This is a genomic window from Sinomonas sp., from assembly GCF_051955515.1.
Taxonomy (GTDB): Bacteria; Actinomycetota; Actinomycetes; order Actinomycetales; family Micrococcaceae; genus Sinomonas.
Window position 1 is genome coordinate 1 of record NZ_JBQCGQ010000024.1, and the last position, 3,276, is coordinate 3,276.

The window sequence follows — 3,276 nt, forward strand, 5'->3', positions numbered from 1 at the left end:
CGTGGAGGGCGCGGACCTCGCGCCGGTGGTCCCCTCGCCGTCGAAGGTCTTCTGCGTCGGCCTGAACTACGCCTCGCACATCAAGGAGATGGGCCGCGAGCTTCCGGAGTACCCGACGCTGTTCGCGAAGTTCGCCGACACGCTGACGGGCCCGTTCGACGACGTCGAGCTGCCGGTTGCGGACCAGGCGATCGACTGGGAGGCGGAGCTCGTGGTCGTCGTCGGAAAGCGCGCCCGCCGTGTCGGCGAGGACGTGGCGGGAGACTACATCGCCGGCTACACGGCGGCCAACGACATCTCGATGCGCTCGTACCAGTTCCGCACCAAGGAGGGGCTCCAGGGGAAGGTCTGGGAGAAGTCCACGCCGGTCGGCCCGGTCATGGTCACTCCCGACGAGCTCGACCGGGACGCCGCCATCACCACGACCGTGGACGGGGAGGAGCGCCAGCGCGGCTCGATTGGCGACCTGGTGCACGGTCCCGAGTTCCTCGTCTCGTACATCTCGGAGATGATCACGCTCAACCCGGGCGACCTCATCCTGACCGGCACGACCGGTGGCGTGGGCCACGCCCGCCGTCCCGAGGTGTACCTCACGGATGGCCAGACGGTGACGGTCGCGATCGAGGGCATCGGCGAGCTGCGGAACAGGACTCGCGCGCAGACTGAGCTGCCCGAGGTTCCGCCCGCGGGCGTCGAGCTTGCTGGCTTGCCCAGCAAGAACGGAGCCTGAGGTGGCTGCGCGCCACGATCTTGTCGAGGACGCGGAAGTCCGCGCGGGGCTGCTGACGGCCCGGCGCGGCACCGCGTTCTTCGCCCGCAAGCACAGCGAGCTCGCCTCCAGCGATCTCGACGCTCCCTCGCTGCTTCCCGGCTGGTCCCGCCGGCATGTCATAGCGCACGTGGGCTATAACGCCCGGGCGGTGGCGCGGCTCGTGGAGTGGGCCTCGACCGGTGTCGAGACGCCAATGTATTCCTCGCCGGAGGCCCGGAACCGGGAGATCGAGTTCGGCGCGACGCTGCCCCCGGTCGCGCTGCAGAACCTCTTCGACCACTCGGCGATCCACCTCTCCGTCGAGTGGCGCGATCTGCCCGCGGACCGGTGGGACTTCGAGGTCCGCACGGCGCAGGGACGGCTCGTGCCGGTTTCCGAGACCGTGTGGATGCGCACCCGCGAGGTGTGGGTCCACGCCACCGACCTCGACAACGGCGCGCGGTTCGCCGACGTCCCCGCCGAGGTCCTGCGGCGGCTACTGGCCGACGTCTGGGGCGCGTGGGAGAAGCGCGGCGACACCGAAGGGCTCGCGCTCCGCGTCAGCGGCGGCGCGGATGGGGGGCTCATGCTGGGTGACCCCGGCACGAAGGCCACGGTCATCGAGGGGTCCCTGCCCGCCGTCGTCCGCTGGGCGCTCGGCCGAGGCGAGGAGCCGAACGCTCTCCTCGCCGCGACGCACGACGGCGGCCCCCTCGCCGAGATCCCCAACGTCTGCCGCTGGATCTAGCACCTGGGATCGGCAGGAAGCCGTTGTTCCACTCTGGTACTGCAACCGGAGCGTCAGCGAATTGCAGCAATGGAGGAACTTCAGGATCCCCTAGTGGAGCAATTTTCATCCAGCTTCGCTGTCGCCTAGAGCCCGATGCCGAGGCCAGTAAACCCCGCCGCCCATTGTCGCCGCTGCGGAGTACATGGGCTCTCATGTATGCGATGGCGCCAAGACCCTATCGAAGGAGAACACATTGACACTGTCGAACCTGGGCGGGAGCCTGAAGGGGGTGGCGGAGGATGAACTCGAATTCATCACGGACCGCCTCACAGGCTACCTTGAAGTCGATCCGGGCCTTTCGTTCCAAATGGCCGCCTTCTCCGGTGGCCAATTGATTCTGGACGTCTGGGGAGGGCCAGATCTCGACGGGGAATCGCTTATGGTGCCCTATTCGGTCTCGAAGAACATCATCGGCATCAGTGTGGGGCTCCTCGTGGAGCGGCAGGCATTGGATCTTGACGCACCTGTCGCGGAATATTGGCCGGAATTCGCGCAAGGCGGGAAGCAGGGCGTAACTGTCCGCCAACTTCTCTCTCATCAGGCGGGGCTGCCGGACGCGTGGCCGAAACTCAGCTGGGAGGAGATCCTCGACCACCATAGCGCCGCGGAGCGGCTTGCGGCCTCGGTTCCGGTTTGGCGTCCCGGCTCTGCTTTCGGCTATCACGCGATCACGATCGGCAATCTGGCGATGGAACTCGTCTTCCGGAGCACGGGAGAAACCCTCCACGAATTCTACGAGCGAGAAATCCGGGACCCCCTCGGGGCTGACTTCTATCTGGGCCTGCCGTCGGGCATGGAGAGCCGTCTCGAGCCTGTCAAGCGCATGGTGCCGCCGTTGGCCAAGTACCCCCTTCCCGCGCAGAACGCGATGCGGTCCTGGGTTTCTGGCACCCGGCCAGGGGGAGATCTGGATCTGGCCAACGATCCACGCTCTTACCGGTTCGGTCACCCGGCGGGGTCGGCGGTCGGATCCGCGCGGGGGATCGCATCCTTGCTTGCGAGCGCGGTCACCGGGCGCGAGGGCTCTGCTCCGCTACTGAGCGCCGACACCGTTGCCGCCATCGGGCAGCAGCAGGTACGCGGCTACGACGAGGTGCTCGGCCAGCCAGATCGCGCGCACTCGATCGTCTTCCAGAAGCCGAGCGAGAAGCTGGCATGGGGAGGGCCGCGCAGCTTCGGGCACGACGGCGCGATGGGTGCGGTAGCCTGCGTCGACCCCGACACCGGCATCGCCTTCGCCTATACGATTTCGCAGGGACCTTGGCCAGGAGGCGGAGATCCACGTGCGATCGCCATCGCCCGCGAAATCGGCACCGCCATCTCCTCGTCCCCAAGTGCATAAGGACAGCCAAACCCCCACAAGGGATTCATCCTGGTTGTTCTGGGGAGACAAAGGCGCCTTCACCGGCAACTCAGCGGAGCCACGGTGGCAGAGCTAGGACGAAGTTACGCCGACGTGGGCCACGCCGAACGCCGCCGATCTTCAGGAGGACGACATCCGGCTCCGCAACACCGCGGCCGCCCTCAGCAACGGCCTCACCCCAGTCCGCTGTGTAGGCGGCCGGCGTGGTGGGTGAGGGAGCTGGTCCAGGCCCGCCAGATGAGGAAGTCGGAGACGATGAGGGCCAGGAAGGTCCGCCGCCAGGCCAGGGAGGTGCGCTCGGGCTGCAGGCCCGGGTCGCGGGCCGCGGGGTCCTCGGGGGGCGGGGTCACCGCACGAGGAGGATGAGGGCGG

The 3,276-nt window shown here is 67.8% G+C and carries 3 protein-coding genes and 1 pseudogene; 3 read left to right on the forward strand and 1 reads right to left on the reverse strand.

All coding sequences use genetic code 11. The annotated features are described in order from the left end of the window. From ACTHL9_RS01170 to ACTHL9_RS01180, 3 genes are all read left to right on the forward strand, one after another. The coding region (locus tag ACTHL9_RS01170) for a fumarylacetoacetate hydrolase family protein (RefSeq protein WP_440516795.1) at nucleotides 1–730 on the forward strand (730 nt) is incomplete at its 5' end. Between the two features lies 1 nt (nucleotide 731). Next, entirely contained in the window at nucleotides 732–1,499 is a 768-nt protein-coding gene (locus ACTHL9_RS01175) for a maleylpyruvate isomerase family mycothiol-dependent enzyme (RefSeq protein ID WP_440516796.1), read from the forward strand. 235 nt (nucleotides 1,500–1,734) lie between these two features. After that, entirely contained in the window at nucleotides 1,735–2,883 is a 1,149-nt protein-coding gene (locus ACTHL9_RS01180) for a serine hydrolase domain-containing protein (RefSeq protein ID WP_440516797.1), read from the forward strand. 236 nt (nucleotides 2,884–3,119) lie between these two features. Here ACTHL9_RS01180 and ACTHL9_RS01185 read toward each other — a convergent pair. Beyond that, nucleotides 3,120–3,254, reverse strand: a pseudogene (locus ACTHL9_RS01185) (DUF202 domain-containing protein); the annotation flags it as partial. Nucleotides 3,255–3,276 lie beyond the last annotated feature (22 nt).